The organism is Streptomyces sp. MMCC 100 (genome assembly GCF_041538145.2).
Taxonomy (GTDB): Bacteria; Actinomycetota; Actinomycetes; order Streptomycetales; family Streptomycetaceae; genus Streptomyces.
Window position 1 is genome coordinate 2,465,702 of sequence record NZ_JBGORK020000001.1, and the last position, 25,646, is coordinate 2,491,347.

A 25,646-nucleotide genomic window follows, 5' to 3' on the forward strand; every position below is an offset into this window, starting at 1 on the left:
GGGGCTGGCCGTTGGGTATAACGCGATATAGCGTTAGTGTGCAGCAGTGGTGAGGCGTTCGCGGGACGCCCGGGGAGATCGGGGTCGAGCTATGTCGGTGCAGCCTTCACGGGGCGGTGTGACGCCAGCACTCCGTGCCTCGCACGCGGACCGGGACCGGGCCGTGGACATACTGAGCGCCGCCGCCGGCGACGGCAGGCTGACCGCCGAGGAGCTGGACGAGCGGGTGGGGGCGGCGCTCACCGCGCGCACCCAGGGGGAGCTGGCCGCCCTGACCGCCGACCTGCCGCTCGCGGTGGACGCCGTCCCGGCACCCGCGGCCAAGGACGTCGTCCGCATCGAGCAGGAGGGCGCGTCCACCCGGCGGGGCGAGGGCTGGGTGGTGCCACGGCGGATGGAGATCCGGTCCGCCTGGGGCGAGGTGACGCTCGACCTCGCCCGAGCGGTGATCACGCACGACACCCTCCACATCGACCTCGACATGCGTGCCGGGGCGCTGAAGATCGTGACCCGGCCCGGCATCGTGGTGGACACCGACTCACTCGTGACGAACTACGCCGAGGTGAAGACCCCGAGGACCGTCGACACCGGGGCGCCCGTGGTGCTGAGAGTGGAGGTCGTGGGCGAGGTCAGCTGGGGGCAGGTCGTGGTGCGTGCGCCGCGCCGCAGGCTCGGGCGCAGGGCGTAGACGGAGGGCTCAACCGGACAGTGCCGCGGGACCCGGCGGGGGCGCCGTGCTGGAGCGGAGGATCAGCTCCGTGGCCAGTTCGGCCCGGGGTGAGTCCGGCCGTTCGTCGCGGGTCAGGCGGAGCACCGTGCGCGCGGCCACCTTGCCCATGTCTGCCAGCGGCTGGCGCACGGTCGTCAGGGGCGGCGCCGACCAGCGGACCTCCGGAAGGTCGTCGAAACCGACGACGCTCATGTCCTGCGGCACCCTCAGCCCGCGCCGGCGCAGCGCCTCGACCGCACCGAACGCCATTTGGTCGCTGGCCGCGAAGACGGCCGTCGGCGGTTCGGGCAGGCCCAGCAGGACTTCGCAGGCCGCGAAGCCGGATTCGTGGCGGAAGTCGCCGGGGACGACGAGGGACTCGTCCACGGCGACACCGGCGCCTTCCAGGGCGGCGCGGTAGCCGTCGTGGCGGGCCCGCGAGCACAGCAGGCGTGACGGCCCGGCGATCAGGCCGATCCTGCGATGCCCCAGTGCCAGCAGGTGCTCGGTGGCCGCCGTGCCACCCGCCCGGTTGGCCGCGCCGACGGTGGGCACGTCCAGGGCGGGGGAGCCCGCCGGGTCGACGACGACCAGGGGCACACCGAGGATCCGCAGTTCCTGGTGGAGCACGGGGTCCAGGGCGGAGGTGACGAGGACGACGCCGTCCGAGGCTCGGGCCCGCAGATTGCGCATCCACTGACGGGCGTCGCCCGAGCGTCCGTGGATCGCGGAGACCACGGTGCCGACCCCGGCGGCGTGGGCCACCTCCTCGACCCCTCGGATGATCTCCACGGCCCAGGGGCTGTCCAGGTCGTTGAAGACCAGGTCGAGCAGGGCGGCCCGGCGGCCGGGCGCAGCGGCGCGCTTGCGGTATCCGTGCCGGCGCAGCAGTTCCTCCACCCGCGCCCTGGTCCCGGGCGACACGTCCGACCGGCCGTTCACGACCCGGGACACGGTCGGCACCGACACACCCGCGCGGCGGGCGATGTCCGTGATCGTGACCCTGCCCCGGCCGCCGGACGGCGTTCCGGCCCGGACCTCGTCCACTGCCACTTCCCCCACCTCCGCCGACACCGACCGCGAGACTTCCAGGAGTCTTCCGGAAACCGGGCGCCCCGGGGAAGGCGTACCGGCCCGGAAAACCGGGTCGTCACCGCGTCGGAGTGGGCGGGCTACGGGGAGTGACCGGCCCCGGACACGCGCGAGGGCCGGTGCGCAGCCGTGGCTGCGGGCCGGCCCCGTGAGGCACCGGGCACAGTGGCGTCACACTGCCCGGCTCGTGTTCAGGCGGCGGTCGTCAGGCCCGCGCCGACGGGGCGGTGCGGGGCGATGACCTGCCCGTCCGGCAGTAGCTCACCGGTGTCCTCGAAGAGGACGACACCGTTGCACAGCAGGCTCCACCCCTGCTCCGGGTGGTGCGCCACGAGACGGGCGGACTCCCGGTCGGCGGAGACGGCTGACGGGCACGGTGGCTGGTGCTGACACATGGGTGGGATCTCTCGGTCCGTGATGACGGGTGAGTTCGCTGTCTTGTCTGTACCGCGGCGTGAAGCCTCGTTCATGGCCGCCCCCCGTTGTTCGAGTCGGTCCGGACCCAGTGTTGCCCCATGGGCGTCGATCCGCAGGTATTTCGCAGCACCGCTTCTCACAGGTTGATGACGCGTCACCCGCGCGGACGGTTCAGCCCAACTGCACTGTCGCTTCGGGTGGTTCGGCATGGCCGATTGGGGCTAGTCCGCGCGGGTGGGTTGGCGGTGCAGCTGAACAGAGCAGGTCAGCGGGCCGGGTGACAGGAGCAGGTCAGCCCGCTGGGGTCAACGGGGGAGGTCAGGCGGGAGAACCCAGCAGCCGCGTCGGAGTCATCCGGTGCGTGAGGACCGGCAGCAGTTCGGCGACGCGGTGCGGCAGGTGGGCCGCGATCCCGGGCGGGGCCGGTGCCAGCGGCACCAGCAGGTCGGTGGCCGCGGGGTGCCCGGCGGCGGGGTCCGCGGCACAGTCGCCGTGCAGCCACAGCGTGAGCATGTACAGCTCGGGAACCGACAACAGGCGCGGCTGGTAGGACTGGGCCATCAACTCGGCCTGCCGCAACGCGCGCTCGGTCGAGGAGACGTAGGGGCCCTCGAAGAAGTGCGAGAACGCCCAGCCGTCGGCGGTCAGCATCGTCTCCGCCGCCGCCACCGCCAGGTCGCCGCACCGGATGTGGAACCGCCACCCGGTCAGCCGCGTCGCCGTCACGCCCTCCGCCGTGACCCGGTCGAGGACGTGCACGGGAAGCGGCAGTTCCGGTGTGGCGGGTCCCTGGGCGCCGAGCAGGGCGGGGGTCCGGGCCTCGCGGACCGCGGTGGGCGAGGAGAGGGCGGTGAGGACGGAGCGCAGGGCGGGCGCGGGGGCCTGGGGAACACGCAGGGGCATGATGGGTCGCCTCTCATTCGAAGGCACGGTGGCGCGAGGGCGGAGCGGGGCGGACGACGCTGTCGGCTCACAGGGCTGGGAGAGGCAGGGCCCGGGTCCGGGAAGCGAGAAGTGGGAGAGGCCTGCCGCGCGTCGGTTCGACGGCAGGATCCTTCGACCGTGGGCGCCGGTCCGCTGCCTGTCCGCGGAGTTTATACGACATGTGTTCAGACTGTGTTTCGGCTAGCCGATTCCGGTAACCAGTACAAGGTTGAATTCGGCCGTCGATATGTGGGAATCCTCCGGGTTCCGGACCGGGTGTACAGCGATGACCTCGGGGAATGTTCACCGAGCGGTCGGCCAATTGTCGTCGGCGTTTTTCACGAGTTGTCGGCCCGGGAAACTGCTCGACGTGTCATGCCCGGTGAATGTGCCGCCGGTCACATCGGCACAGCGTAGCGGCTGCCGGGCCGGTACGGGGACGTTATCGATCGCTTCGGCTGGGCATCATCCCACCTGACCGGCGGCCGGCCAGCGGCGGCCGGATCTTCCGCACATCGCTCCGAGAAGGGACTCTTCCATGGGGGAGAAGGTCGTGGCAGGTCAGTTCGACCTGTCCGATCGCCAGCGCTACCGCGAGAAGCTCCAGCGGTGCCTGACGGGCCTGGAGCGACTTCTGGCGGAGAAGCGGTTCGACCGCCCGAAGAACCTGATGGGGCTGGAGATCGAATTGAATCTCGTCGGTTCCGACGGGATGCCGAAAATGTTGAATGCGCAAGTCCTCGAGCGCATCGCGAGCCGCGACTTCCAGACCGAACTGGCCATGTTCAACCTGGAGGTCAACATAGCTCCCCACCGCCTGGGCGGCCGGGTATTCGACCGGCTCGCCGAGGAGATCCGTACGTCATTGGCATATGCGGACCGCAAGGCCGGCGAGGTCGACGCGGGAATCGCGATGATCGGTATTCTGCCGACACTGGACCGGGACGACCTGGTCTCGTCCAATCTCTCCGCCGTCGACCGCTACGCCCTGCTCAACGAACAGATCGTGGCGGCCCGCGGAGAGGACTTCACCCTCGACATCGAGGGCGTCGAGCGCCTGACCTGCACTTCCAAGTCCATCGCCCCGGAGGCCGCGTGCACCTCGGTGCAACTGCACCTCCAGGTCACCCCGGACCGCTTCGCCGACGTGTGGAACGCGGCCCAGGCCGTCACCGCCGCGCAGATCGCCCTCGGCGCCAACGCACCCTTCCTCTTCGGCCGCGAACTGTGGCGCGAGTCGCGGCCCCCGCTGTTCCAGCAGTCCACCGACACCCGCCCGCCCGAACTCCAGGCCCAGGGTGTGCGACCGCGCACCTGGTTCGGGGAACGGTGGGTGACCTCGGCGTACGACCTCTTCGAGGAGAACCGGCGCTACTTCCCCGCGCTGCTGCCGATCTGCGACGAGGAGGACCCGCTGGACGTCCTCGACGCCGGCGGCGTGCCCTCGCTCTCCGAACTCGTCCTGCACAACGGCACCGTCTACCGCTGGAACCGTCCCGTCTACGACATCGCCGACGGCGTCCCGCACCTGCGCGTCGAGAACCGCGTCCTGCCCGCCGGCCCCACCGTCACCGATGTCATCGCCAACGCCGCCTTCTACTACGGGGTCGTGCGCGCACTCGCCGAGGAGCCCCGGCCGGTGTGGACCCGGCTGCCGTTCGAGGCCGCCGCCGCGAACTTCGAGGCCGCGTGCCGCCACGGCATCGACGCCCGCTTCGAGTGGCCCCGGCGGGGTCGCCTCGGCGGCACCACCGAGGTCGACGCCGCTGTCCTCGTGCGCGACGAACTGCTGCCGCTCGCCGAGGCCGGTCTCGACGCGTGGGGCGTGGAGCCCGCCGACCGGGACTTCTACCTCGGCGTGATCGAGGAGCGGTGCCGGCGCCGGGTCAACGGCGCCTCCTGGCAGGCGGCCACGTTCCACCGGGCGCTGGAGGCGGGCCTGTCCCGGGAGGCCGCGCTGGCCGCCACGACCCGCCGCTACGTCGAGCTGATGCGCGAGGGGGACCCCGTGCACCTGTGGCCGGTGGGGCTGCCGGAGACGGTGCCGCTGAGCTGACCGCCGCCGGGCCCGCCCCCGCCGCGCGCCGCCCCATACTGATCGGGCAAGCTGTGACGTCCCAGCTGGAGGCAGGTGTGCATGGCGGAGGCGGGCCCGGTGGACGATGCGTTCCCCCAGAAGCGACTCGACGAGCGGTCATTGACCGAGGAGCGGCTTGCGCGGCGGATCCTGCGGGACGAGACGCTGCTCGTCCTGGCGCTCTCGCTCGGCGCGAGCGGCGTGTCCGCCCTCATCAGCTTCATCGGCTCGGTCACCCGGCCCGGCGGGCTCAAGGACCAGGCGGCCACCCTCAACGCCTCCGCGGCGCCCGGCCGTCCCTGGCTCGACCTGGCCTGGCAGCTCTTCGGGATCACCACGGCCCTCGTCCCGGTCGCCCTCGTCGCGCACTTCCTGCTGCGTGAGGGGCGCAGTCTGCGCGCCCTCGGCTTCGACCGCACCCGCCCGTGGCCCGACCTGGGCCGCGGGGCCGCCGTCGCCGCCGTCATCGGCAGCACCGGCATCGCCTTCTACCTCGCCGCCCGCGGCCTCGGCTTCAACCTCACCGTGGTGCCCGAGGCCCTGCCCGACGTGTGGTGGAAGTACCCCGTCCTGATCCTCTCGGCGGTGCAGAACTCCGTCCTGGAGGAGGTCATCGTCGTCGGCTACCTGCTGCGCCGGCTCGACCGGCTCGGCTGGGGAGCGGGCGCGTCGCTGGCGGCCAGCTCGGTGCTGCGCGGGTCGTACCACCTCTACCAGGGGATCGGCGGGTTCGTCGGCAACATGGTGATGGGCGTCGTGTTCGTCTACCTGTACCGCCGTTGGGGGCGCGTGGGGCCGCTGGTGGTGGCGCACTCGCTGCTCGACATCGGGGCCTTCGTCGGCTACGGGCTGCTCGCCGGCAAGGTGGACTGGCTCCCGACGGCGTGACCGCGCGGCCCCCCGCGCCCGCGCGGGGTCAGGCCAGCAGCTCGCCGTCGATCACCGTCACCGCGTGCCCGCTCAGCAGCGTGCGCCCGCCGCGCAGTTCCGTGCGCACCCGGCCGGAGCGGGACGACGCCTGGAGCCCGGTGAGGTCGGGGCGGCCGAGACGCTCGGACCAGAAGGGCGCCAGCGCCGTGTGGGCGCTGCCGGTGACCGGGTCCTCGTCGATGCCGACGTTGGGGAAGAAGCAGCGGGAGACGTAGTCGTAGCCACGGGCGGGGTCCTCCGCGCGGGCGGTGGCGATGATGCCGCGCTCGGAGTGGGAGGCCAGTGCCTCGAGGTCCGGCGCCAGGCCGCGGACCGTCTTCTCGTCGGCGACCTCGACCAGCAGGTCGCCGATGTTCGGCCCGGTGTCCACGACGGTGCGGGGCTCGGCACCCAGGGCTTCGGCGACACCCGCCGGGGCTTCGACCGGGGTGAGCGGCGCCGTCGGGAAGTCCAGGGTGATCGAACCGTCCTCGCGAGGTGTCGCGGTCAGGACCCCGCTGCGGGTGGCGAACCGAACCGGTCCCTCGTGGGCGCCGGTGGTGTGCAGGACATGGGCCGTGGCGAGCGTCGCGTGGCCGCACATCGCCACCTCGGTGGCCGGCGTGAACCAGCGCAGCGCCCAGTCGGCCTCGCCGCCCGCGGGCAGCCGGTGGGCGAACGCCGTCTCGGAGTGGTTGACCTCCTGGGCGACCCGCTGGAGCCGGTCGTCGTCGGGGAAGGCGTCGAGGAGCAGGACCCCTGCGGGGTTGCCGGCGAAGGGGCGGTCGGTGAAGGCGTCGACGATTCGGATGCGCATGTCCCGACGCTAGACGGTGTCCGAAGCCGCGGGCCAAGGCCAATCGCGGAGTGCTGGACCGCCTTTCGCCGCCTCCTCCCACGCTCGTGCACGGTCAGCGGCGGATCAGGCCGAGGGACGTCGCGGTGGCGACGGCGGCGGTGCGCGAGTCGACGTCGAGCTTGGCGTAGATGCGGGCCAGGTGGGACTTGACGGTGCCCTCGGTGAGGTGGAGACGGTGCCCGATGGCCTGGTTGGACAGACCGCCGGCCACCAGGGCCAGGACCTCGGTCTCGCGCCGGGTCAAGGTGGTGCCGGGGGTGCGCAGCCGGTTCATGAGCCGGTCGGCGACGGCGGGCGCGAGGGCGGTGCGGCCGGCGGCGGCGGTGCGCACCGCGTCGGCCAGGTCCTCGGGCGGTGCGTCCTTGAGGAGGTAGCCGGTGGCGCCGGCCTCGATGGCGGGCAGGGTGTCGGCGTCGGAGTCGTACGTCGTGACGATCAGCACGCGCGGGGCCTCGGGGCGGGCGGCGATGGCGGCGGTGGCCTCGGCGCCGTTCATGCCCTTGCCGAACTGCAGGTCCATCAGCACGACGTCGATGTCGCCGCGTGCGGCGCGTGCGACGGCCTCCTCGGCGGTGGCCGCCTCGGCCACCACGACCATGCCGGGCTCGGTCTCCAGTACGGCGCGCAGCCCGGCCCGGACCACGGGGTGGTCGTCGGCCAGGAGCAGGCGGATGGGGGTGGTGTCGGTCACGGGCGGGCCTCGGGCTCGGTGGGCGGGGTGAGGGGCAGCCGGGCGGCCAGGGCGGTGCCGTGGCCGGGCGCGGACTCGATGGTCAGGGTGCCGCCGAGGGCGTCCAGGCGGGCCCGCATGGCGGCCAGGCCGAAGCCGCCCGCTTCGGGGTCGGCAGGGGGCAGCTCGTTCGGATCGAAGCCGGTGCCGTCGTCGAAGACGTCCAGGGCGACGTGGTCGCCGACGTGGCTGAGGGTGACCTCGGCCGTGGTGGCGTCGGCGTGGCGGACGGTGTTGGCGAGGGCCGACTGGGCGATGCGCAGCAGGGCGACCTCGTGGGCGGTCGGCAGCGGGACCGGGGCGCCGGCGAGGTGGAAGCGGGCGGTGACCCGGTGCCGGGCGGATGTCGTGGCACACAGGCGTTCCAGGGCACCGGCCAGGGTGGTGCCCTCCAGCGCGGGCGGGGTCAGGGCGGCGACGAAGCGGCGGGCCTCGGCGAGGTTGTCCACGGCGGCCTGCCGCGCCGCCACGACGTGGCCGGCGGCGACGCCCGGCCGCTCGGGCAGGGCGCGCTCGGCGGCGCGCAGCAGCAACTGGATGCTGGACAGGCCCTGGGCGAGGGTGTCGTGGATCTCGCGGGCCAGCCGCTCGCGCTCGGCGAGCACGCCGGCGGTGTGCTGGGCCCGCGCGAGATCGGCGCGGGTGGCGGTGAGCTCCTCGATCAGCAGCCTGCGCCGCTCGCTCTCGCGGTACAGCGCCTGGTAGCCCCACACCACCGCGACGGCGACGGCGGCGCCGAGCGCGGGACCGATCACCATGGCCGGGCCGAAGGAGCCGGTGTGGGCGGCGTACCCGGCGACGGCCGCCACGGCGGTGGCGGTCACGGCGGCCAGGCCGGCCCGGCGCGACAGCAGGTGGAGCTGGAGGAAGTACAGCGGGAAGGCCACCCACACCGCCTCGGGGGACAGCCCCAGCAGCACCAGCCATACGGCACCCACGGCGGCCAGCCACCAGGCGGCGACCTGCCGGACGAGACGGACGCTGGGCAGGACCGGACCGGCCGCGTACACCAGGCCGCACACCACCGCGGCGGCGACGATCGGTCCGGCGTGGGACCGGCCGTCCGTCACGGCGCGGGCGGCGACCAGGACGAGCAGACCGACGACCAGCAGGTGCAGGCACCAGGCCAGGGCCCGGGTGGTCGGGGTCAGGGCGGGGGCGGAAGCGTTCACAGTGCGTCCCAGGCTACGAAAGGCAGGCGCCGGGAACCTCCATCGAAAGTTACAACCCGGGTGCCGTCTTCTGGCCCGTCAAGTGCCGTCCTGTGCCGGACGCGCGGGAGGGGGGCCGGCGGCGACGGTGGGGTCGTACCGCTTCCACCGCCGGAAAGGACAGGCCGAGACCGTGTTCGTCGCCTGGAGAGACCTCAAGTTCGCCAAGGGGCGCTTCGCCCTGATGGGGACCGTCATCGTGCTGATCACCCTGCTGGTGGGGCTGCTGTCCGGCCTGACGGCGGGACTCGGACGGCAGAACACCTCCGCGATCACGGGACTGCCCGCCGACCGGATCGCCTTCCAGGCGCCCCGTGGCGGAGGTGACCTGTCGTACGCCGACTCCACGGTCACCGAGCGGCAGTGGCGGCAGTGGTCCGAGGCCCCCGGCGTTGAGGGCGCCGAACCGCTGGGCATCACCACCACCAAGGCCACCGCGGGCGACCGGAGCAGCGGGGTCTCCGCCTTCGGCGTGCGGCCCGGCTCCCGCCTCGCCCCCGACGGCGGCAGCATCGACGACCGCGCGGCGGTGCTGTCCACCACGGCCGCCGACGACCTCGGTGTGCGGACCGGTGACTCCTTCGCCCTGGCCGGGCAGCGGCTGAGGGTGGCCGCCGTGGAGGGGGACGCCTTCTTCAGCCACACCCCGGTCGTCTGGACCAGCCTGGACGTGTGGCGGAAGGCAGCGCCTCCCGCCGGCGGCGGTGCGGACGGGCCCACCGCCACCGTCATCGCCCTGAACACCACCTCCGGGGCCGACGTGGCGGCCCTCGACGAGCAGGCCGGCACCAGGACGGTCGCCACGGACGACTCGCTGTCCGCGATCGGCTCCTACACCTCCGAGAACGGCTCCCTGCAGTTGATGCGCGGCTTCCTGTTCGCCATCTCCGCCCTCGTCATCGGCGCCTTCTTCACCGTGTGGACGATTCAGCGCAGCGGCGACGTCGCCGTCCTCAAGGCGCTCGGTGCCTCCACGGCCGCCCTCCTCAAGGACGCCCTGGGCCAGGCCGTCGTCCTGCTGGTCGGCGGCACCCTGATCGGCACCGGCGTCGCCGCCGCCCTGGGAGCGCTCGTCGCGGGCTCGGCCGTGCCGTTCCTCCTCACTCCCGCGACCGTCCTCCTCCCGGCCGTCGTGATGGTCGTCCTCGGCGCCCTCGGCGCCGCCCTGTCCATCCGCCGGATCACCTCCGTCGACCCGCTGACCGCCCTGGGGAGCGCCCGATGAGCCTGAACCTGACCGACGTCACCCTCACCTACGCCGACGGCGAGGACCGCCTGACCGCGCTCGACCGGGTCGGCCTGGAGGTCCCCAGGGGCAGCCTGACCGCCGTGGTCGGCCCCTCCGGATCCGGCAAGTCCAGCCTGCTGGCCGTCGCCGCCACCCTCATCACCCCCGACGCCGGGACCGTCACCGTCGACGGCATCCCCACCACCGGCCTGAGCCGTGGCGAGCTGACCGCTCTGCGCCGCGACAGGATCGGCATCGTCTTCCAGCAGCCCAACCTGCTGCCTTCCCTCACCGCCGCCGAACAACTGCAGGTCATGGCCCAGATCGACGGCCGCAAGCCCCGCACCGCCCGGGGCCGGGCGATGGAGCTCCTCGACGCGGTCGGCCTGGCCGGCCAGGCGGGCCGCCGTCCCCACCAGCTCTCCGGTGGCCAGCGCCAGCGCGTCGCCCTCGCGCGCGCCCTGATGAACGACCCCACCGTCCTCCTGGTCGACGAACCCACCAGCGCCCTCGACCACGAGCGCGGCGCCGCCGTCATCGACCTGATCACCCGCCTCACCCGCCAGCAGGCGAGCGCCACCGTCCTGGTCACCCACGACCGCACCCACCTCGCGGCCGTCGACCGGGTGGCCGAGGTCCACGACGGCCGCCTGCGCCTGCCGGCCCCGACCCGCTGACGCGACACGCGAACCCACCGCCGTCGTCCGTCCGCACGGTGCGATGTCCCGACGGACGACGGCGGGGTTCTGCCAGCATGCCGCGCATGCAGCAGCAGCTGATGATCAGCGGCGGCGTGCCGGCACCGAGCCCGGACGGGTAACCCTCTCCGGCTCACCGCCCGCACGCAGACCTCTCGCGCCTCGCGAGGCGCTCCCACGCACCGCGTGCGCGGCACAAGCTGCGCAGGCTCATCGAGGTGATCGAGGTGACTCCAGAGCTCGGACGAACCCGGTGATCAGTGATGCCACCGCTGCCGGGGCCTCCAAGGGCATGATGTGAGTGGCGTCGGCGCGGCTGACTTCGATCGTCGGCCGGGCGCGGGAGAGCGCGGTCGGTTCGTCGCAGACCTCCCGCCCGAACCGGGCGTTGAACTCGTCGAACCACTCCATGCCGGGCGTGGGCGGCAGCCGTCGGCCGGCCCGCAGCAGCGGGACGTCGATCCCGTCCAGCCACGGGGTGACCCCGAGCGAGCCGAGGCGCGCAGTTCGTCGAGGACCTGCAGTGCCTCCGCCCGTTCAGGCAGCGTCTGCCACCTGCCGTCGGGCAGCGGACGGGCGGCCGTGCGGGCGGCGGCCTCCGCACGGCCGGCGGGAATCCCGAACCGAGCGGCGTCGGCGCCCTTGTCGTCGAGGTACCGGGTGGCGCGATCGCCCCGGCGAGCGTGAGCAGGCCCTCACCCACCTGCTCGGCGCCCGGTTGTTCCGGCCCCCACCAGAAGCCGTCGAGGTTCACCGCGGCCCGGGCGCGGGCCCGCTCCGGGGCCGCCCGGGCGTACTCGACGGCGATCAGTCCACCGAGGGAATGGCCCACCACGACGGTCTCCGGCACGCCGTGGGCCTCGAGGGTGTCCGCGATGTCCCGCACCACGTGCGGACGGTCCAGGGAGAGGCGCTCGGGGAGCGGCCGTGTCCGGGAAGGTCGACGGCGAGGACACGGTGCCCGTCGAGATCGGGTGATCAGGTCTGGTGCACGGCGGGGCGCTCAATGGCGATCATGACGGCGTCGTCGTCCAGGTGTCCGCCGACATGGTGCAGCAGGTCGCGCCGGAAGCGGTCGAGGAAGGCGTCGCTGTCGTTCTCGGTCCAGCCGGTGATGCGCTCGGCCAGCGGGTAGAAGGTGCCGTCGGGGTCCCGGGCCTCGGTGACGCCATCCGTGTACAGCAGCAGGAGATCCCCCGGCTCGAACGGGAAGCTCTCCACGTGGTACCGCGGGTCTGCCAGTTCACCCAGCCCCAGCGGTGGTGCGGGGCGAGCAGCGCTCATCGTCATCGGCCGGCCCCCGCGCAGGACGATCGGCGGCGGGTGCCCGCAGGAGATCATCCGTACCTGGCCGCTCCGGTCGGGGATCTCCAGAATGGTGGCGGTGATGAACGTCTCGCCGAAGCGGCCCGCTTCCCCCGGCTCCATCAACTCCCAGCACACGCTTCGGTCGAGGTAGGCCACCAACTCGTCCAGGGTCGCCCGACGGTGAGCCGCGACGCGGAAGGCTCCGATCAGCAGCGCCGCGTCCCCGACCGCGGTCATCCCCTTGCCCCGGACGTCGCCGACGATCAACCGGGTGCCGGAGACGGTGCGTGCCGCCGCGTACAGATCCCCGCCGATCTGGGCCTCCGCCTCGGCGGCGAGGTACAGGGAGGCGGTGCGCAGCGGGCCGAGCCGTTTGGGCAGTGGAGGCAGGACCACACGCTGAGCGGCCTCGGACACGTACCGGACTTGCGCCAGTTCTCTGGCGCGACGGTCTCGCAGTACACAGAAGATGACCAAGCTCGCTCCGACCAGTACCAGAGCAAGGATCTGTGCCTCGTGGTTGGCCGAGAGCAGTTCGTCCGGATCGCGCAGCACCCCGATGATCGTCTGTGCGATCACCGCCAGCGCGGCCACCAGACCGACCGTCCGGGGCCCACCGAACGACGGCGTGATCGCCGGGGCTGCGACAAGCAGCGGACCCAGATGGATGTGGGGTGGTGCAAGGACGTCGATCACGGAGATCACAACGATCCACGCGACCGGAATCGCGACCATGGCCCCGCCCGCCCGCCCGCGCCGGCCGAGCAAGTCCGTCGAGACCTTGCGACATGACTCCTCTCTACACCGCCCACGTCCCACTCGCACCAGCAGGGGAGCGCGATCCCCGCCCCACGGCCGGTGACTCACCCACTCACGCATCGATGGCACGAATTCGCGTCCGGCAAAGATCGATGGCACACGCTCGAGGTTCGCCGTCACAGGGCGGCCGAGCGTTCGGCAGGGGCTTGCCAGGGCATGCGTTCCGATATATCGTTGAGGTATCGTGACAGATCAACGACTGAATGGAGTGATGGCGATGCGCAACCACGGATACGAGCGTGGACACGGTGGAAACGGCCCCGGCCACGGAGAAGGGGGCCCCTTCGGTTCCTTCGGCCGAGGCGGTTTCGACGGCCGGCGTGCGGCGTTCGGCCCCTTCGGGCCGGGCGGCCCCGGCGGTGGCCCCGGTGGTCCCTTCGGGCCGGGCTTCGGCCACGGCGGGCCCTGGGGTGGCCGAGGTCGCGGCGGTCCGAGGGGAAGGGCACGGCGAGGCGACGTACGGGCGTCGATCCTGGCCCTCCTGAAGGACCGGCCGATGCACGGCTACGAGATGATCCAGGAGATCGCCGAGCGCAGCGGCGGGGCGTGGAAGCCCAGCCCCGGCTCGGTGTACCCCACCCTCCAGCTGCTGGAGGACGAGGGGCTGATCGCCAGCGAGAGCGAGGGTGGCAAGAAGCTCTTCGCGCTCACCGAGGCGGGCCGCACCGCGGCCGAGGAAGGCCCGGAAGCGCCCTGGGAAGAGGCCTCGCGGGGCGTCGACTGGGAGGCTCTCAACGACATCCGGCAGGCCGGTTTCGGACTGATGGAGGCCTTCGGCCAGGTCTGGAAGACCGGCAGCAAGGAGCAGCGGGAGAAGGCGCTCGCCGTCATCGGCGACGCCCGCAAGAAGCTGTACCTGATCCTCGCCGACGAGGACTGACGACATCCTCGCCGACGAGGGACTGACGACATCCTCGCCGACAAGGACTGACGAAGAGGGCCGTGCCCCGCGGAGTGGATCCGCGGGGCACGGTCGTGTGCGCGGGCGTTCGTGGAGCACGGTCGTGTGCACGGGCGTTCGTGGGGAGGGCTCGTCGGGGTGCTCAGTCGACCCGCCGTATCACGGCCGCGTCGAAGACGTCCCACGCGCGCGGGAAGGCGCTCTCGTCGTGGCAGTGCCACGCCTCCCAGAACAGGTCGGCGAGCAGCGCCTCCGCCGGGGCGTCCACCCGGTACACATACTGCCTGCCGTCGACGGCGGGCAGTGCCACCAGCCAGCACCTGCTCCTCATGCCCCTGTTCGACCCGCGAGGACACGGTTCGGTTGCCCCGGGGGGCGCGTGGCAAGGAGGCGCGCGCCTGGTCGGCCGAAACGGCCTGATCTCATCCGTAAGGAGGAGATTCCGTCCGGGCGGGTCCACTTTGTGTGGGACGGCGAAATGCTTCCCCCCGGGGATGACCGGGCTCCGAGGGACTGGTGAGCTGGGAGACGTGCAACCCTGTATCCCCCGGCAGTCGGCCGGTGAGCAAGGCGGCCGGTGGCCGGACGGCACCGACCTCGACGATCGGTTCAGCGCGGAACTGGCCTCGGCGGTCTCCGGTGCCCGCCGCCGGGCGGTGCGGGACGGGGACCGGCAGATCGACACGGCCCATCTGCTGCACTCGCTGCTGGAGTGCGACGCCGAGGCCCGTGCGCTCCTCGGGGAAGGGCCCCGGGTCGCCCGCGTCCTCGGTTACCTCGTGCAGCGCAGCATCGGCTACGGCCTGCGCTGGCAGAGCACCGTCGAGGACTCCGGCGCCGTGCCCGTCGTGACCGGCGCCGCCGGGTTCTCCCCGCCGGCCGCGGCTGCCATGGAGGACGCCTGGGTACGGGCGGCCCGGCGCGGGGCGGCCCGGGCCGGTGGCGTGGACCTGCTCGCCGCCCTGGTCGCGGACCCGCGCACGCGCGCCGTCGAGGTGCTGGCCCGCGCCGCCGTCGAGCCGCACGCCGTGCTCGCCCGGGTGGAGAGCCACTTCGAGTCGACATCCTGAGCCGCCCCTCCCACGCTCGTCTCCCACGCTCGTCCGCCTCGCTCGTCTCCCACGCTCGTCTGCCTCGCTCGTCCGCCTCGCTCGTCTCCGCCCACGGGGCCGCTCGGCCGTCCAGTCGGTGAGACAGGTGTCATTGGGGGTGACGGTCATGTCGACCCCTGTCATCATGTGCCGGTGCATACGTCTGACAGCGCCCGCGGCAACCGCGGCAAGAGCACCGGGCTCGGCCTGGCACTCGCCTCCGCGGTCGCCTTCGGAGGCTCCGGAGTCGCGGCCAAACCGCTGATCGAGGCCGGACTCGATCCGCTCCACGTGGTCTGGCTGCGCGTGGCCGGCGCGGCCCTGGTGATGCTGCCGCTCACCGTGCGCCACCGCGCGCTGCTGCGCCGCCGCCCCGCACTGGTCGCCGGGTACGGCCTGCTCGCCGTGGCCGGTGTGCAGGCCTGCTACTTCGCCGCCATCTCGCGCATCCCCGTGGGTGTCGCCCTGCTGGTCGAGTACCTGGCGCCCGCCCTGGTCCTCGGCTGGGTGCGGTTCGTGCAGCGGCGGCCGGTCACGCGGGCCGCCGCGCTCGGCGTGGTCCTGGCGGTCGGCGGGCTCGCCTGCGTCGTCGAGGTCTGGTCGGGACTGGGCTTCGACGCCCTCGGACTGCTGCTCGCGCTCGGCGCCGCCTGCTGCCAGGTCGGCTACTTCGTCCTGTCCGACCAGGGCAGCGACGCCGGCGACGAGGCGCCCGACCCGCTCGGGGTCATCGCCTACGGTCTGCTCGTCGGGGCGGTGGTGCTCACCGTCGTCGCCCGGCCCTGGTCGATGGACTGGTCCGTCCTCGCCGGCACCGCCCCCATGGACGGAACACCCGTCGCAGCGTCCCTGCTGCTGGCCTGGATCGTGCTCATCGCGACGGTGCTCGCCTACGTCACCGGCATCGTCGCCGTGCGCCGGCTGTCGCCGCAGGTCGCCGGAGTCGTGGCCTGTCTCGAAGCGGTCATCGCGACCGTCCTGGCCTGGGTGCTGCTCGGCGAGCACCTCTCCGCCCCGCAGATCGTCGGCGGCGTCGTGGTGCTGGCCGGCGCCCTCATCGCCCAGTCGTCGACTCCGGCGAAGGGCTCGGCGGCCCCGGTGGCCGGCGGGGGCCCCGAAAGGGAGTTGTCCAGCCGGGGAACGGCGACCTAAGGTGCGGATCATGCATGCCGACGCACTCGTCCTCCCGCCTCCGGCCGCCTGAGGCGGGCCCCTGTGACGAGCCCGGCGCGCAGTCGCCGGGCCGGACGGTGCTGCCCGCGGACGAAGGTCCCCGCGCCCCGGTGATTCGGGGCCGCCTCGAACTTCCGCGCCTCGTGCGCGTCTGCGGAGAGAACTCGTGTCGAATGCCGTCTCCGGCCTGCCCGTCGGGCGTGGCCTCCTCTATCTGATCGTCGCCGGTGTCGCCTGGGGCACCGCCGGCGCCGCCGCCTCGCTGGTCTACCGTGCCAGCGACATGGGCCCCGTGGCCCTGTCGTTCTGGCGCTGCGCGGTGGGGCTCGTCCTGCTGCTCGCCGCCCGCCCGCTGCGCCCGCGGGTGCGCCCGGCCGTCCGTGACCCGTTCGCGCGCAAGGCGCTGCGGGCCGTCGTCACCGGTCTCGGGCTCGCGGTGTTCCAGACCGCCTACTTCGCCGCCGTCCAGTCCACCGGGCTCGCCGTGGCCACGGTCGTCACCCTCGGCGCGGGGCCCGTCCTGATCGCCCTCGGCGCGCGCCTGGCCCTCGGTGAACACCTGGGAGCGGGCGGCGCCGCGGCCGTCGTCGGCGCGCTCGCCGGGCTCGTGGTGCTTGTCCTCGGCGGCGGGAGTACGGCCGTCCGCCTGCCGGGCGTACTCCTCGCGCTGCTGTCCGCCGCCGGATACTCGGTGATGACGCTGCTCACCCGCTGGTGGGGGAGGGACGGCGGGGCGGACGCCGCGGCCACGTCCGTCGGGGCGTTCGCCGTCACGAGCCTGTGCCTGCTGCCGCTCGCCCTGGCCGAGGGCCTGGTGCCGCACACCGCCGAACCGGTCCGGCTGCTGTGGCTCCTCGCGTACGTCGCGGCCGTCCCGACCGCCCTCGCCTACGGGCTCTACTTCGCCGGCGCGGCCGTCGTCCGGTCCGCGACCGTCTCCGTGATCATGCTTCTCGAGCCGGTCAGCGCGGCGGCGCTCGCCGTCCTGCTGCTCGGCGAGCACCTCACGGCGGCGACCCTGGCGGGCACGCTGCTGATGCTCGGCTCGGTCGCGGGGCTGGCGGTGGCGGAGACCCGGGCGGCGCGGGAGGTGAGGCAGGCGCGGACGCGACCGACGCCGGCGTGACGGCGGGGGCCCAGGTCCGGGGCCTCTGCGCCTCCCGCGCGGGCCGGTGTCACGGGGCCGACAGGTAGTCGGGCAGTGCGGTGGCGGGGTCCAGGCCCGGGTCGGCGACCGGAGTCCCGTACCCCTTGCGCAACGGGACCAGGCCGGCCCAGTGCGGGAGGGCGAGGTCCTCCGGTTCGTCGTTCACCCCGCCGGTGCGGAGCTTGGCGGAGACCTCGTTCAGGTCGAGGCGGATCACGGCGGTGGCGGCCAGCTCCTTCTTGTCGGCCGGCCGCGAGTCGCGGGAGCGGCCCGGGACGACGTGGTCGACCAGGGCGTCCAGAGCCGTGCGCCGCTCCTCCGGGTCCGTCACCTCGTACGCCGTGCCGTGCACCACCACCGACCGGTAGTTGATCGAGTGGTGGAAGGCGGAGCGGGCCAGCACCAGCGCGTCCACGTGCGTCACCGTCAGGCACACCGGCAGCCCCGGGTCGGCCGCGCCCGTCATCCGCAGCGGGCGCGAGCCCGTCGAGCCGTGCACATAGAGCCGCTCGCCCACCCGGCCGTACAGGGTCGGCAGGACCACCGGGGCGCCGTCGCGGACGAAGCCGAGGTGGCACACGTACCCCTCGTCGAGTATGGAGTGCACCAGCTCCTTGTCGTACGCGGCCCGCTCGGGCGAGCGGGTGGGGACGGTGCGGCCGGTGGGCGGATAGGTGTCGGTCGGTTGCGACGGCGTCCCCGTGGTCCCCTGCATGGCGTCCTCCATTGCACTAGTGCATAATCTTCTTTGTGCTAGGAGAGTATCGGATCACAGGGCGGGGTGCTGCGGAGATTTCCGCGAGCGTCGAGCGTGCGGTGGGCTCGGGGGAGCTGGAACCGGGGCAACCGCTGCCGCCGATGCGGGAGTTGGCGCAGCGGCTCGGGGTGAACCCGAACACCGTTGCCGCCGCCTACCGCACCCTGCGCGAGCGCGGGGTCATCGAGACGGCCGGGCGGCGGGGCAGCCGGGTACGCGCGAAACCGGCCACCACCGGACGGGAGTTCATCCGCGTCGAGGTGCCCGAGGGTGTGCGCGACGTGTCCGACGGCAACCCGGACCCGGTGCTGCTGCCCGCGCTGGGCCCGGTGTTCGCCGCCGCCGCCGGACAGGGCGACCGTGAACCGGTGCTGTACGGCCACGCGCCCGTCGATCCGGAGCTGGCCCGCGTCGCCCGGACCGAGCTGGACGCCGACGGTGTGCCGGACGGACCCGTGGCGGTGACGTCCGGATCGCTGGACGGGATGGAGCGGGTCCTCGCGGCCCATCTCAAGCCCGGGGACGCCGTCGCCGTCGAGGACCCGGGCTGGGGCAGCCTCCTCGACCTGGTGCCCGCGCTCGGCCTGCGCACGGTCGCCGTCAAAGTCGACGACCAGGGGCCGCTGCCCGAGGACGTACGCCGGGTCCTCGCGGCCGGCGCCCGCGCCCTGGTGGTCACGGACCGCGCGCAGAACCCGACGGGCGCGGCGGTGAGCGCGGCACGCGCGGGTGCCCTGCGGTCGGTGCTGCGCGACCATCCCGAGACGCTGCTCGTCGAGGACGACCACGGCCACGGCATCGTCGACCTCCCGCTGCACCCCCTCGCCGGTACGACCCACAGCTGGGCCTTCGTCCGCTCGGCCGCCAAGGCCTGCGGCCCCGACCTGCGGCTCGCCGTGCTTGTCGGCGACCCCGTCACGCTGGACCGGGTCCGGGGCCGGCAGCGGCTCGGCCCCGGCTGGGTCAGCCGCATCACCCAGCGGGCCGTGGCCCGGCTGTGGGCCGACGGCGCGGTGGACGCCCGCGCGGTGGCGGAGGTGTACGGGCGGCGCCGGGACGCGCTCCTCGGTGCCCTCGCGGAACACGGGGTCGCCGGGTACGGGCGCAGCGGAATGAACGTGTGGATCCCGGTGCCGGACGAGACCGGCGCCGTCGCCCGGCTCCTGCACGCCGGGTGGGCCGTGGCCCCCGGCGCCCGCTTCCGCCTGAGCGCCCCGCCCGGCATCAGGATCACCGTCTCGACCCTGGGGGAGGACGACTTCGGGCCGTTGGCGACGGCGGTCGCGGCGGCGGTGGGGCCGGGGGTCGGGCCGCCGCGGAGCTACGTCTGAACGGCCCCGCTCCTCAGAGCCGCGACCCTCGACGTACCGGCGTCGATGTCCGGGGCGCCGGCGTCGGCGCGGGCGCGGCCTCGCCCCGGTCGCTCCTGGGCCGGGACTGGGTCAGTGCCGCCCCGGCGAGGACGGTCACCGCGCCGACCGGAGTCGACCAGGACAGCGACTCGTCGAGGAGTGCGACGCCCGCGGCCGTGGCGATGACCGGGGTGAAATAGGTGACCATCTGCGCCGTCGTCGGGCCGACCTCGGCGACCAGGTCGTACTGGATCAGGAAGGCGAGCCCGGTTCCGACGACGCCCAGGGCCGCGACCGCCAGCAGGGGAAGCGCCGGGAAGCCGGTCGGCACCGAGGTGAACAGCGGTGTCACGACGACCAGTTGGAGCGTGGCCAGGCCCAGTTGGGCGCCGGTCAGCGAGAGGTGGGAGTGGCTGGAGCCGGCCAGGGTGCGGCGGACGTAGATCCAGCCGACCGGGTAGCTGAGCGAGGCCAGCAGGGCCAGCGCCGTGCCCGTGACGTCGAGGCCGTCGAAGCCCTGCCAGACGCCCAGCACCGTCAGGACGCCGAGGAAGCCGATGCCCAGGCCGGCCACCCGGCGTCGCGTCGGCCGGTCCTCGGACAGCGCGACCAGCGACAGGGCCATGCCCCACAGCGGCGAGGTCGCGTTGCAGATGCCCGCGAGTGACGACGGGATCGTCAGTTCCGAGAAGGCGAACAGGGAGAACGGCAGCGCGTTGAGGAGGAACCCGGCGACCGCCAGGTGCACCCACGTCCACGCCCCGCGCGGGAGCCGCTCCCGCTTCACCGCCATCGCCGCCGCGACCACCGCCGTGCCGAAGGCCAGCCGCCCGAGCGTCACCTGGAACGGGGCGAAACTCTCGGTGCCCACCTTCATGAAGAGGAAGCTGAAACCCCACACGAGGGAGAGGAGCCCGAAGCGCAGCCGCCAGTCGAGGACGCGGCGGGGCGTGGAGGGGGCGGAGGAGGACGGGACGCTGCTGCTCATGCAGGCAACGATGAGGCAGTCGTTCTCGTAGCACAATCGAGATTTCGCACCGAATATCTCGTAGTATCACTTACATGTTGAACCTGGAGCGCCTGCGGACCCTCGACGCCCTCGCCCGGCACGGATCGGTCAGCGGCGCCGCCGCCGGCCTGCACATCACCACGTCGGCCGTCTCCCAGCAGATGGCCAAGCTGGAGCGCGAAGCCGGTCAGCAGCTCCTCGCCAAGAACGGGCGTGGCGTTCGCCTCACGGACGCCGGGCGGCTGCTCGCCGAGCACGCGGCCCGCATCCTCTCCCAGGTCGAGCTGGCCCAGGCCGACCTGGAGGCGCAGCGCGGACAGGTGGCGGGCGAGCTGAGGCTGTCGGCGTTCCCCACGGCCGCCCGCGGACTCTTCCCCGCCGCACTGGCCACCCTGCGCGCCGAGCACCCCGCGCTGCGCATCCGCTCCTCGGAGCTGGAGCCGGAGCGCGGCATCAGCGGCGTGGTCCGCGGCGACCTGGACCTGGCCGTCGTACTCGACTGGTACAACAAGCCGATGCCGCTGCCCGACGGCCTGGTCAAGGCGCCGCTCCTCGACGACCCCGCCGACGTCGCCCTGCCCGTCGGCCACCGGCTCGCGGGCCGGGACGAGGTGGACCTCGCCGAGTTCGCCGAGGACGAGTGGATCACCTGGGGCGAGGGCGAGTTCTGCCACGAGTGGCTGATGTTCACGCTGCGTTCGAAGGGCATCGAGCCGATCGTCGGCCACCGCGCCGCCGAGACCCACACCCAGCTCGGACTGGTCGCCGCGGGGCTCGGCGTGTGCATCGCCCCGCTGCTCGGACGCCGTCCCATGCCCGCCGAGGTCGTCACCGTGCCGGTGAAGCAGCGGGTGCGCCGGCACGTGTACGTCGTCTGGCGCGCCGACGCCGACCGCCGCCCGTCGATCCGGGCGGCGGTGGACGCGCTGCGGGCGACGGCGCGGGAGGTGGGCCGGGCGGGGTGAGCCGGACCGGGCCTTCCCGGGCGGGCGCCGGACTACACGGACGCCAGCTTGCGGAAGTCCCAGGAGACGACCTTCTCCGGCGTCAGCCGCAGCCAGGCGTGCCGGCCGTCGTGCGGCATCTCCTGCAGACCGAAGTTCTTGCGGGCGAACAGCGTCTCCGGGAAGTCGAGTTCGGCGCACAGCTCACCGGTGCGCGGTGCCTCGCCCACGAACTCCACCCGGCCGGACAGCTCAGCGCCCCGCAACTCGTCGTACTCCTCGCCGGTGTCGACGACGATCGCCACCCGCGGATTGCGCCGCAGGTCCGTCCAGCGCCTGCTGCGCACGACCGAGTACAGCCACATCGACGAGCCGTCCCAGACGAACCAGAGTGTGCTCACGTGCGGGGCTCCGTCGGCCGAGACGGTGGCGACCCGGCAGGTGCGCTGGGTGGTGAGGAACGCCTCCAGCTCGCCGGGCCTCATCATGATCCGGCGCCCGCGACGCTGCGTCTCGGTCATCCGGCCAGCCGGATCGAGTCCCCGCTGACCGTGATCTGCACGGCGGGCAGCGGCTCGGGCGCGGGGCCGCCCTGCACGCTGCCGTCGGTGATCGAGAAGTTGCTGTTGTGGCAGGGGCAGTTGATGACACCGTCCGACACGCTCTTCACGGCGCAGCCCTGGTGGGTGCAGGTGGCGGAGAACGCCTTGAACTCGCCCGCCGCGGGCTGGGTGACCACCACCTTCTGGTCGGGGAAGACCTTGCCGCCGCCTTCGGGGATGTCTGCGGTCGCCGCCAGCGCCGGCCCCGCCCCGGCGTTCTCGCCGCCGCCCGAACCGCTGCTGCCCGCCTCCTGGGAGGCGGAGCCGGAGGAGGCGGTGCCGGTGTCGCTCGAAGCGTCGTCGTCCGAGCCTCCGCAGGCGGCCAGCACGGCGGTGAGCCCCGCCGCTCCGGCCGCCGCCACGACGGTACGACGGGCCGGTCCCGCTGCGGGATGAAACGGTGTGCTGGTCATGCTGGGGTTCCCTTCCGGGGGACGCGTGATGATCTGCCGAGAGGTACGGGCCCGTGTCGCGTGCCGTTCAGACCGTGCCGAGATGCTGTCGGGCCGGCGGTCGGGCGGGCGTAAAACACGGCTGTCGATTCGCTGTCGGCCGCACACCGGCCACGTGCCGCGCGTCCGCACCACGCCGGTAACCTGGGGCGATGCTCAAGGAAGTCATCGCGACCCGCTACATCACGCCGTTGCGCGAGGGCGGCTCGCTGCCGGGTCTCATCGAGGGCGACGACCTCGGGACCTACGTCCTGAAGTTCACCGGCGCGGGACAGGGCCGCAAGACGCTCGTCGCCGAGGTGGTCTGCGGCGAACTCGCCCGCCGGCTGGGCTTCCGGGTGCCGGGGCTGGTGACCGTCGACCTCGATCCGGTGCTCGGCCTCGGCGAACCGGACCAGCAGGTGCAGGAACTGCTCAAGTCGAGCGGCGGCACCAACCTCGGCATGGACTTCCTCTCCGGCGCGCTCGGGTTCGACCCGCTCGCCTTCGAGGTGAGTGCCGAGGAGGCCGGACGGATCGTCTGGTTCGACGCGCTGGTCAACAACGTCGACCGCTCCTGGCGCAACCCCAACCTGCTGCGCCTGCGCGGCCAGACGTGGCTCATCGACCACGGCGCCACCATGATCTGGCACCACAACTGGCCCGGCGCCGAGGCCTCCGCCGCCCGCCCCTACGACGCCGCCGACCATGCCCTCGCCCGCTTCGCGCCGGACGTCCGCTCGGCCGCCGCCGCGCTCGCGCCGCTGGTCACCGAGGAACTCCTCGCCGAGGTCACCGCCGAGATCCCCGACGTCTGGCTGCGCGACGAACCCGGCTTCGCCACACCCGACGACCTCCGCAGGGCCTACGCCAGGCCCCTGCTCGCGCGGGCCGCCACGATCCACGAACGCGTCAAGTGAGCCAAGGGGGAGCGGTGAGCGACCGCCACGTCTTCGAGTACGCGCTGCTGCGCGTCGTGCCGCGCGTCGAGCGCGGGGAGTGCGTCAACGCGGGCGTACTCGTCTACTGCCGGGCCAAGTCGTACGTCGGTGCCCGCACCCACCTCGACGAGGGCAGGCTGCTGGCCCTCGACCCGCGGGCGGACCTGCCCGGGGTGCGGGCGGCGCTGCGTGCCGTGGAGGGCGTGTGCGCCGGAGGGGGCGCGGCGGGCCAGGCGGCCGGGGACGATCCCGGCCGCCGGTTCCGCTGGCTGATCGCGCCCCGCTCGACCATCGTCCAGCCGGGCCCCGTCCACACCGGCCTCACGGCCGACCCGGCCGCCGAGACGGAACGGCTCCTCGACCTGCTGGTGCGGTAAGGGCGGAGGGGCCCGCCCCGGGCGGTCGGAGACGCGCGGGCCCGAGCCGCGCCTCAGGCGCGCGGGCGGAGGGGGCCCACCCGGACGGCCCCGACACGCGCGGGCCGAGCCGTGCCTCAGGCGCGGCGGCGGCGCCGGATCACATAACCCGTCGCGAGCGCGGCGCCGGTGACGAAGGTCAGGCCGATGCCGATGTCCCAGTCGCTGGGCCCGGTGCCCGAGGCGCCGCCCAGGCCGCCCTGTGTACCGAGCGTCGGCGTCACGGCGGGGGAAGCCACGGGCGCCGGTGTGGTGACGACCGGGGCCGGCGCCGTGGTGGCCGGACGCGGCAGGGAGGTGGCGGAGATCGTCGGGTCCTGGTCCCGGGGCTGATGCGCCGCGCCGCCGCCCGCGCCGCCGTCCGCCTCCCGGATCTCACGGAAGCCGCCCTGGCCGAAAGGCCCCTGGCCGGAGGAGTGCGACGTCTCGGGCCGGTTCTGATCGAGTCGGGCCTCGTCGAATCGGCCGTCTCCGGGCCGGCCGGGATCGAGGCCGCCCTCGTCGGGACCGCTTTCGTCCGGTCGCACCTGGCCCGGTCCGCTTCCGTCGGGCAGGCCCCCGTCCAGTCGCCCGTCGTCGAGTCCGTCCTCGTCGAGTCGGCCCCCGTCGAGCCGGCCCTCGCCCAGTGGGGCGTCGTCGGACGGGTCTTCGTACAGCGCGTCCGGGCACGCCGGATCCCGGTTGCCCGGATCCTCGTCCAGCCCGATCGGCACCGCTTCCTGGTAGGTGAAGCTCCGGCAGTCCTGTTCCAGGCCCGAGCTGAGGTCCTGGGCGGGTGCGGGGTCGGCCAGCGGCACGATCGCGGCGATCGCGACGGCTATGCCTGCTGCACCGGTACGACGGCGCATGGACGCCTCCTTTCCGGCCACGAGTGGCTCGCGCTTCGACGCTAGGGGCCCGGCGGCCCGGCGGCCCGCAGCGCTGGGCCGATCGGGGGACCGGGGCGAGGCGGCGCGCCGGGAAGGCCAGGTAATGGATCACACCGGCCCGGTGTCCCGTTGACACCGGGTGCCAGGGCTTCTAGCGTCACGTCTGCGGAAGGTACTAAGCGGTCGCTCACCCGAGGGCGCACGCTCCGCACGGGCCGCATCCCCAGGACGAGGAGAAGCAGCGAATGTCCACCACTGAGCAGCGGGTCGCCGTAGTCACCGGAGCCGCGCGCGGCATCGGTGCCGCCACCGCCGTACGCCTGGCCGCCGAGGGCCGCGCCGTCGCCGTCATCGACCTCGACGAGGCCGCCTGCAAGGACACCGTGGAGAAGATCACCGCGGCCGGCGGCAAGGCGATCGCGGTCGGCTGCGACGTCTCCGACGAGGCGCAGGTCGAGGCGGCCGTCGCGCGGATCGCCGAGGAGCTGGGCGCGCCGACGATCCTCGTCAACAACGCGGGCGTGCTGCGCGACAACCTGCTGTTCAAGATGAGCGTCTCCGACTGGGACACCGTCATGAACGTGCACCTGCGCGGTGCCTTCCTGATGTCGAAGGCCTGCCAGAAGCACATGGTGGACGCCAAGTTCGGCCGCATCGTCAACCTGTCCTCGTCCTCCGCGCTCGGCAACCGCGGCCAGGTCAACTACTCCGCCGCCAAGGCCGGTCTCCAGGGCTTCACCAAGACCCTCGCCAAGGAGCTGGGCAAGTTCGGGGTCACCGCCAACGCCGTCGCCCCCGGCTTCATCGCCACCGAGATGACCAAGGCCACCGCCGACCGGGTCGGCATGGGCTTCGAGGACTTCAAGGCCGCCGCGGCCACCCAGATCCCGGTCGCGCGCGTCGGCGAGCCCGACGACATCGCCAACGCCATCGCCTTCTTCACCGGCGAGGCCGCAGGCTTCGTCTCCGGCCAGGTGCTGTACGTGGCCGGCGGGCCGCTTGACTAGGAACACGGAGACCAGGAACGGTTGG

28 protein-coding genes are annotated in these 25,646 nt (G+C 73.3%); 14 read left to right on the plus strand and 14 right to left on the minus strand.

The genetic code is table 11. The features are described from left to right. The first annotated feature begins 91 nt into the window (after window positions 1-91). On the plus strand, window positions 92-688 hold the full coding sequence (locus tag ABS735_RS11360; RefSeq protein WP_373906173.1) for a DUF1707 SHOCT-like domain-containing protein: 597 nt from the start codon (window positions 92-94) through the stop codon (window positions 686-688). 9 nt (window positions 689-697) lie between these two features. Here ABS735_RS11360 and ABS735_RS11365 read toward each other — a convergent pair whose 3' ends face one another. From ABS735_RS11365 to ABS735_RS11375, 3 genes are all read right to left on the minus strand, one after another. Then, a complete protein-coding gene (locus ABS735_RS11365) occupies window positions 698-1,762 on the minus strand; it encodes a LacI family DNA-binding transcriptional regulator (protein WP_373906172.1) in 1,065 nt (354 codons plus the stop codon). 230 nt (window positions 1,763-1,992) lie between these two features. Further along, window positions 1,993-2,196: a DUF5999 family protein gene (locus ABS735_RS11370; protein ID WP_030401952.1), complete on the minus strand. Its 204-nt coding sequence runs from the start codon at window positions 2,194-2,196 to the stop codon at window positions 1,993-1,995. Between the two features lie 340 nt (window positions 2,197-2,536). Beyond that, a complete protein-coding gene (locus ABS735_RS11375) occupies window positions 2,537-3,121 on the minus strand; it encodes a hypothetical protein (protein WP_373906171.1) in 585 nt (194 codons plus the stop codon). Between the two features lie 559 nt (window positions 3,122-3,680). On the opposite strand from ABS735_RS11375, the gene ABS735_RS11380 reads away from it, so the two are divergent. Beyond that, window positions 3,681-5,198, plus strand: a complete 1,518-nt coding sequence (locus tag ABS735_RS11380; RefSeq protein WP_373906170.1) for a glutamate-cysteine ligase family protein — start codon at window positions 3,681-3,683, stop codon at window positions 5,196-5,198. Between the two features lie 81 nt (window positions 5,199-5,279). Then, window positions 5,280-6,107 carry a CPBP family intramembrane glutamic endopeptidase gene (locus ABS735_RS11385; protein ID WP_373906169.1) on the plus strand — a complete coding sequence of 276 codons (828 nt, stop codon included), beginning with the start codon at window positions 5,280-5,282 and terminating at the stop codon, window positions 6,105-6,107. Window positions 6,108-6,135: 28 nt separating this feature from the next. Here ABS735_RS11385 and ABS735_RS11390 read toward each other — a convergent pair whose 3' ends face one another. From ABS735_RS11390 to ABS735_RS11400, 3 genes are all read right to left on the minus strand, one after another. After that, window positions 6,136-6,945 carry a PhzF family phenazine biosynthesis protein gene (locus ABS735_RS11390; protein ID WP_373906168.1) on the minus strand — a complete coding sequence of 270 codons (810 nt, stop codon included), beginning with the start codon at window positions 6,943-6,945 and terminating at the stop codon, window positions 6,136-6,138. A gap of 94 nt (window positions 6,946-7,039) precedes the next feature. Beyond that, the gene (locus ABS735_RS11395) at window positions 7,040-7,678 is read right to left on the minus strand and encodes a response regulator (protein WP_373906167.1); all 639 of its coding nucleotides are present in this window, start codon (window positions 7,676-7,678) and stop codon (window positions 7,040-7,042) included. Further along, window positions 7,675-8,889 (minus strand): sensor histidine kinase, encoded by a 1,215-nt coding sequence (locus ABS735_RS11400; protein ID WP_373906166.1) that lies wholly within the window; start codon window positions 8,887-8,889, stop codon window positions 7,675-7,677. The genes ABS735_RS11395 and ABS735_RS11400 overlap by 4 nt, the downstream gene beginning before the upstream one ends. Window positions 8,890-9,061: 172 nt before the next feature. On the opposite strand from ABS735_RS11400, the gene ABS735_RS11405 reads away from it, so the two are divergent. Both ABS735_RS11405 and ABS735_RS11410 read left to right on the plus strand, forming a co-directional pair. Then, on the plus strand, window positions 9,062-10,153 hold the full coding sequence (locus ABS735_RS11405; protein WP_373906165.1) for an ABC transporter permease: 1,092 nt from the start codon (window positions 9,062-9,064) through the stop codon (window positions 10,151-10,153). Continuing rightward, window positions 10,150-10,833 carry an ABC transporter ATP-binding protein gene (locus ABS735_RS11410; RefSeq protein ID WP_373906164.1) on the plus strand — a complete coding sequence of 228 codons (684 nt, stop codon included), beginning with the start codon at window positions 10,150-10,152 and terminating at the stop codon, window positions 10,831-10,833. The genes ABS735_RS11405 and ABS735_RS11410 overlap by 4 nt, the downstream gene beginning before the upstream one ends. 154 nt (window positions 10,834-10,987) lie before the next feature. Here ABS735_RS11410 and ABS735_RS11415 read toward each other — a convergent pair whose 3' ends face one another. Next, the gene (locus ABS735_RS11415; RefSeq protein WP_476755829.1) at window positions 10,988-11,743 is read right to left on the minus strand and encodes an alpha/beta fold hydrolase; all 756 of its coding nucleotides are present in this window, start codon (window positions 11,741-11,743) and stop codon (window positions 10,988-10,990) included. A gap of 89 nt (window positions 11,744-11,832) precedes the next feature. Beyond that, entirely contained in the window at window positions 11,833-12,897 is a 1,065-nt protein-coding gene (locus tag ABS735_RS11420) for a PP2C family protein-serine/threonine phosphatase (RefSeq protein WP_373906229.1), read from the minus strand. A 301-nt stretch (window positions 12,898-13,198) separates the two neighbouring features. On the opposite strand from ABS735_RS11420, the gene ABS735_RS11425 reads away from it, so the two are divergent. Next, window positions 13,199-13,861, plus strand: coding sequence for a PadR family transcriptional regulator (locus ABS735_RS11425; RefSeq protein ID WP_373906163.1), 663 nt, complete (start codon window positions 13,199-13,201; stop codon window positions 13,859-13,861). Between the two features lie 163 nt (window positions 13,862-14,024). Here the strand turns inward: ABS735_RS11425 and ABS735_RS11430 are convergent, their stop codons facing one another. Continuing rightward, window positions 14,025-14,192 (minus strand): hypothetical protein, encoded by a 168-nt coding sequence (locus ABS735_RS11430; protein WP_003977461.1) that lies wholly within the window; start codon window positions 14,190-14,192, stop codon window positions 14,025-14,027. A gap of 220 nt (window positions 14,193-14,412) precedes the next feature. Here ABS735_RS11430 and ABS735_RS11435 point away from each other — a divergent pair, with 220 nt between their 5' ends. From ABS735_RS11435 to ABS735_RS11445, 3 genes are all read left to right on the plus strand, one after another. Beyond that, on the plus strand, window positions 14,413-14,952 hold the full coding sequence (locus ABS735_RS11435; protein ID WP_373906162.1) for a Clp protease N-terminal domain-containing protein: 540 nt from the start codon (window positions 14,413-14,415) through the stop codon (window positions 14,950-14,952). Between the two features lie 168 nt (window positions 14,953-15,120). Further along, complete coding sequence (locus ABS735_RS11440; protein ID WP_373906161.1) at window positions 15,121-16,125, plus strand: EamA family transporter; 1,005 nt, start codon at window positions 15,121-15,123, stop codon at window positions 16,123-16,125. Between the two features lie 187 nt (window positions 16,126-16,312). Next, entirely contained in the window at window positions 16,313-17,272 is a 960-nt protein-coding gene (locus tag ABS735_RS11445; protein WP_373906160.1) for a DMT family transporter, read from the plus strand. 49 nt (window positions 17,273-17,321) lie between these two features. Here the strand turns inward: ABS735_RS11445 and ABS735_RS11450 are convergent, their stop codons facing one another. After that, window positions 17,322-18,008, minus strand: a complete 687-nt coding sequence (locus tag ABS735_RS11450) for a pyridoxamine 5'-phosphate oxidase family protein (protein ID WP_373906159.1) — start codon at window positions 18,006-18,008, stop codon at window positions 17,322-17,324. Between the two features lie 35 nt (window positions 18,009-18,043). On the opposite strand from ABS735_RS11450, the gene ABS735_RS11455 reads away from it, so the two are divergent. Next, complete coding sequence (locus tag ABS735_RS11455; RefSeq protein WP_373906158.1) at window positions 18,044-19,381, plus strand: aminotransferase class I/II-fold pyridoxal phosphate-dependent enzyme; 1,338 nt, start codon at window positions 18,044-18,046, stop codon at window positions 19,379-19,381. Between the two features lie 13 nt (window positions 19,382-19,394). Here the strand turns inward: ABS735_RS11455 and ABS735_RS11460 are convergent, their stop codons facing one another. After that, complete coding sequence (locus tag ABS735_RS11460) at window positions 19,395-20,390, minus strand: DMT family transporter (RefSeq protein WP_373906157.1); 996 nt, start codon at window positions 20,388-20,390, stop codon at window positions 19,395-19,397. A 74-nt stretch (window positions 20,391-20,464) separates the two neighbouring features. On the opposite strand from ABS735_RS11460, the gene ABS735_RS11465 reads away from it, so the two are divergent. After that, window positions 20,465-21,376 (plus strand): LysR family transcriptional regulator, encoded by a 912-nt coding sequence (locus ABS735_RS11465; protein WP_373906156.1) that lies wholly within the window; start codon window positions 20,465-20,467, stop codon window positions 21,374-21,376. Between the two features lie 32 nt (window positions 21,377-21,408). Here the strand turns inward: ABS735_RS11465 and ABS735_RS11470 are convergent, their stop codons facing one another. Together ABS735_RS11470 and ABS735_RS11475 are read right to left on the minus strand one after the other, a co-directional pair. Next, window positions 21,409-21,876 carry a pyridoxamine 5'-phosphate oxidase family protein gene (locus ABS735_RS11470; protein WP_373906155.1) on the minus strand — a complete coding sequence of 156 codons (468 nt, stop codon included), beginning with the start codon at window positions 21,874-21,876 and terminating at the stop codon, window positions 21,409-21,411. Further along, window positions 21,873-22,370: a Rieske (2Fe-2S) protein gene (locus ABS735_RS11475; protein WP_373906154.1), complete on the minus strand. Its 498-nt coding sequence runs from the start codon at window positions 22,368-22,370 to the stop codon at window positions 21,873-21,875. The genes ABS735_RS11470 and ABS735_RS11475 overlap by 4 nt, the downstream gene beginning before the upstream one ends. A gap of 191 nt (window positions 22,371-22,561) precedes the next feature. On the opposite strand from ABS735_RS11475, the gene ABS735_RS11480 reads away from it, so the two are divergent. Beyond that, a complete protein-coding gene (locus tag ABS735_RS11480; RefSeq protein ID WP_476755830.1) occupies window positions 22,562-23,308 on the plus strand; it encodes a HipA family kinase in 747 nt (248 codons plus the stop codon). A gap of 14 nt (window positions 23,309-23,322) precedes the next feature. Then, entirely contained in the window at window positions 23,323-23,706 is a 384-nt protein-coding gene (locus ABS735_RS11485; protein ID WP_373906152.1) for a DUF3037 domain-containing protein, read from the plus strand. A 116-nt stretch (window positions 23,707-23,822) separates the two neighbouring features. Here ABS735_RS11485 and ABS735_RS11490 read toward each other — a convergent pair whose 3' ends face one another. Further along, entirely contained in the window at window positions 23,823-24,593 is a 771-nt protein-coding gene (locus ABS735_RS11490; RefSeq protein ID WP_373906151.1) for a hypothetical protein, read from the minus strand. Between the two features lie 266 nt (window positions 24,594-24,859). Here ABS735_RS11490 and fabG point away from each other — a divergent pair, with 266 nt between their 5' ends. Continuing rightward, complete coding sequence (gene fabG / locus ABS735_RS11495) at window positions 24,860-25,621, plus strand: 3-oxoacyl-ACP reductase FabG (protein WP_030401930.1); 762 nt, start codon at window positions 24,860-24,862, stop codon at window positions 25,619-25,621. Window positions 25,622-25,646 lie beyond the last annotated feature (25 nt).